This is a genomic window from Pontibacterium sp. (genome assembly GCF_041587635.1).
Classification (GTDB): domain Bacteria; phylum Pseudomonadota; class Gammaproteobacteria; order Pseudomonadales; family Balneatricaceae; genus Pontibacterium.
This window is the reverse complement of the sequence record NZ_JBFGYC010000493.1, coordinates 1-2,999: the sequence shown is the minus strand read 5'-3', so window position 1 is coordinate 2,999 and position 2,999 is coordinate 1. Positions and strand designations below refer to the sequence as shown.

Annotated in this window: 1 protein-coding gene and 1 pseudogene; one reads left to right on the top strand and one right to left on the bottom strand. The window is 49.5% G+C overall.

Annotated features, from left to right (window positions below):
* The first annotated feature begins 175 nt into the window (after window positions 1-175).
* Window positions 176-1,594, top strand: a complete 1,419-nt coding sequence (locus ABYW01_RS17990; RefSeq protein ID WP_372835470.1) for a protein kinase — start codon at window positions 176-178, stop codon at window positions 1,592-1,594.
* Between the two features lie 167 nt (window positions 1,595-1,761).
* Here ABYW01_RS17990 and ABYW01_RS17985 read toward each other — a convergent pair.
* Window positions 1,762-2,999 (bottom strand): annotated as a pseudogene (locus ABYW01_RS17985) (hypothetical protein); the annotation flags it as partial.

The following is a 2,999-nucleotide window of genomic DNA, read 5'->3' as shown; positions in this document are numbered from 1 at the left end:
GGAGTGTAGCGCAGCTTGGTAGCGCATCTGCTTTGGGAGCAGAGGGTCGGGGGTTCGAATCCCTCCACTCCGACCATTTAAGATTCTTCCCTTCTTTATTACTTACATCCAAACAGATCCTAAAATCGATGTTAAAATCCCATGTAACTTTTTTACGTTACATTGATGGATACTTATGGCGTTTTTGTGTGGATACGAAATACTTGAAGAAGTAGCAAACGGTGGATTTTCAACCGTTTACCGGGTTCAGGAACAAGAACCTCCCTACCGTAAGTTCGCTGCAAAGAAATTCAACGACATCACCGACCACCCTATCTTCGAACAAGAAATATTATCGTTACATGCAGTATCCGGTGTTGAAAACACTCAGCAATTTTTTCGCGCAATTCGCCACCAAGACCAGCTTGTCATCCTGACTGACTATATAGAGGGCGAACCACTCAAAAATCGCATCGACCGCCTGGGCCCAATATCTGAACGAACCGCGATTGGTCTCACCCTCACTCTTTGCAGAATCCTCGACAAACTGCATCAGCTTGGCATCCATCATCTGGACATCAAGCCATCTAATATCCTTATAGACCAACATGACACACTTACCCTGACTGACTTCGGGATTGCAGAGTCCGCAGACAGCTCTCGCAGCGAAGTTGCCAAAACAGACTTCAGCTACACAGCTCCCGAGAAATATCAGGGTTACCATCATTCAGGTTCAGATATATATGCGCTGGGTGTATCGCTTTTCTATTTGCTGACCGGCAGTCTGCCTTTTGATATCCACGCGACATCCGACGCACACAAAATGCTTTGCCACTGCACACGTCAGGTCGATCTGCCCGACAGCTTTTCAAACGATGTACGCACCCTATTAGAAAGCATGCTGCAGAAATCCCCCACTCGCCGCATCGACATGGAAACGCTGCTTGAAACACTGACACAACTCGCTAAAAAACCACTCAGCGACAACGCACTAAAGAAAGCCAACAAAAAAGTAAAGACTACTCCATCAGAAATAGAGTGCTTCGCCGAAGCCGCGCGCAAAAACATTCCATTCGGCCAGTATCGCTACGCCCTTCTTTGCGAAGAGGAAAACCCCAGCGATGCACTTTATTGGTACACACAAGCAGCCGAAGCTGGATTTGCACGCGCACAGAACAACCTTGCGCTGCTGCACATGAACCAGGGAAACGAGGAACAGGCACTCCACTGGTACCTAAAAGCAGCCAACTTAGGCAATGCCTTCAGCCAATACAATCTGGCCCGGCTTTATGAAAGAAAAAGTGACGAACATCCAGCAAACAAACAGAAAGCCCTGCACTGGTACGAGCAGGCTGCCCAAAACGGCCACGAACGCGCCCAAAACACGGTGGCCATTAAGCTGGAGAACAGCGACAAGAAAGCCCGCGCATTTATGCTTTACCAGAGAGCGGCATACACAGGCTTCAAAGCCGCCCAGTTTAATCTGGGCTTAATGTATGAAAACAAGGCGACACCTGACCATGACATCGACCACAAGGACATGGCTCGCTTCTGGTACGGGTTAGCCGCAGCACAAGACCATGCTAAGGCCCAGCAGCGCCTGCAAAAACTATAAACCCAAAAGCCACCCTATCCAAAAGGATACGGTGGCTTTGTACTCACTATGAACAAAACGACCACGATAGACCAAACCACATACCCGAAATAAAAAACCGCTGCAGCACCACCCGTTAGAGACAGCACATACAGCGGCTTTTATTTAAACCCGTATCGAGTATTAAATTAGGTCCACTCAATCAATTCAAGATTGGTAAAGGCAATCTCTGAACCGTCTGCAAAGGCAACCACGCCAGAGCTATTCGCATCTAACGCTAGCGACTGATCAGCAACATCAAAAGACTGACGCTCACCATTTGCATAGATGACGAAGCTATTTCCGCCCTCAACCTCAAACTGCACTGTATCAGTCCAGTCACCAGCACCGCCATCAAAGTAGTCAACACCGCTGTGTGCAACGTAAGTATCTGAACCTGAACCACCATATGCGGCATCGCTACCAGCGCCACCATATAGCGTATCATCACCTTCATGACCACGCAGGGTATCATCACCGGAACCACCCGCAATAACATCATCACCCTCTCCACCCCAGAGCGTATCATCACCCAGATCACCCAGCAGGGTGTCAGCGCTATCACCCCCGACAACGAAATCATCACCACTACCGGCATCCGCAAAATTTTCGCCAGTACCTGTATAGATTACATCATTGCCTTCGCCAGACTTCAGGATATCGTTACCAGATCCCCCAAAGAGAACATCGTTACCGCCCTCTGAGTAAAGGATGTCATTACCATCCCCACCTTCCAGAACGTCACGATCCGCTCCAGAGTAGACAACATCATTTCCTGTCCCGCCCAGAATAACGTCTTCTCCATCACCAGACAGAATGACATCGTTACCATCACAACCCATTACAAAGTCTTCGCCGTCTCCAGCCACTTTATAAACGTCATCACCGGCTCCGAGATATGCGGAATTATCACCAACAGCATCGAGAACAATATCATCACCCTGATAGGTCCTGATGATCTGTCCACCTTCCTCATCAGACATCACGTCATCACACAGGGTACCTGTGACAACTGCTTCACCTGCCAGCCGACCGTCTTCAACACCGGTTTCACATCCCACTTCCCGCATCGCTGGATCATCGCAAGAATCCTGCGAGCCGCTATCTCCGGAACCGCTGTCGCCGGAACCGTTATCACCGGAACCATTGTCCTGAGAACCGTTATCGCCGGAACCATTGTCCTGAGAACCGCTGTCCTGAGATCCATTGTCGCCAGAACCATTGTCCTGAGATCCGTTATCACCAGAGCCGTTGTCCTGCGAGCCGTTATCTCCGGAACCGTTATCCTGAGATCCGTTATCACCAGAACCATTGTCCTGAGATCCGTTATCGCCGGAGCCATTGTCCTGAGAACCGTTATCGCCGGAACCGTTGTCCTGAGATCCGT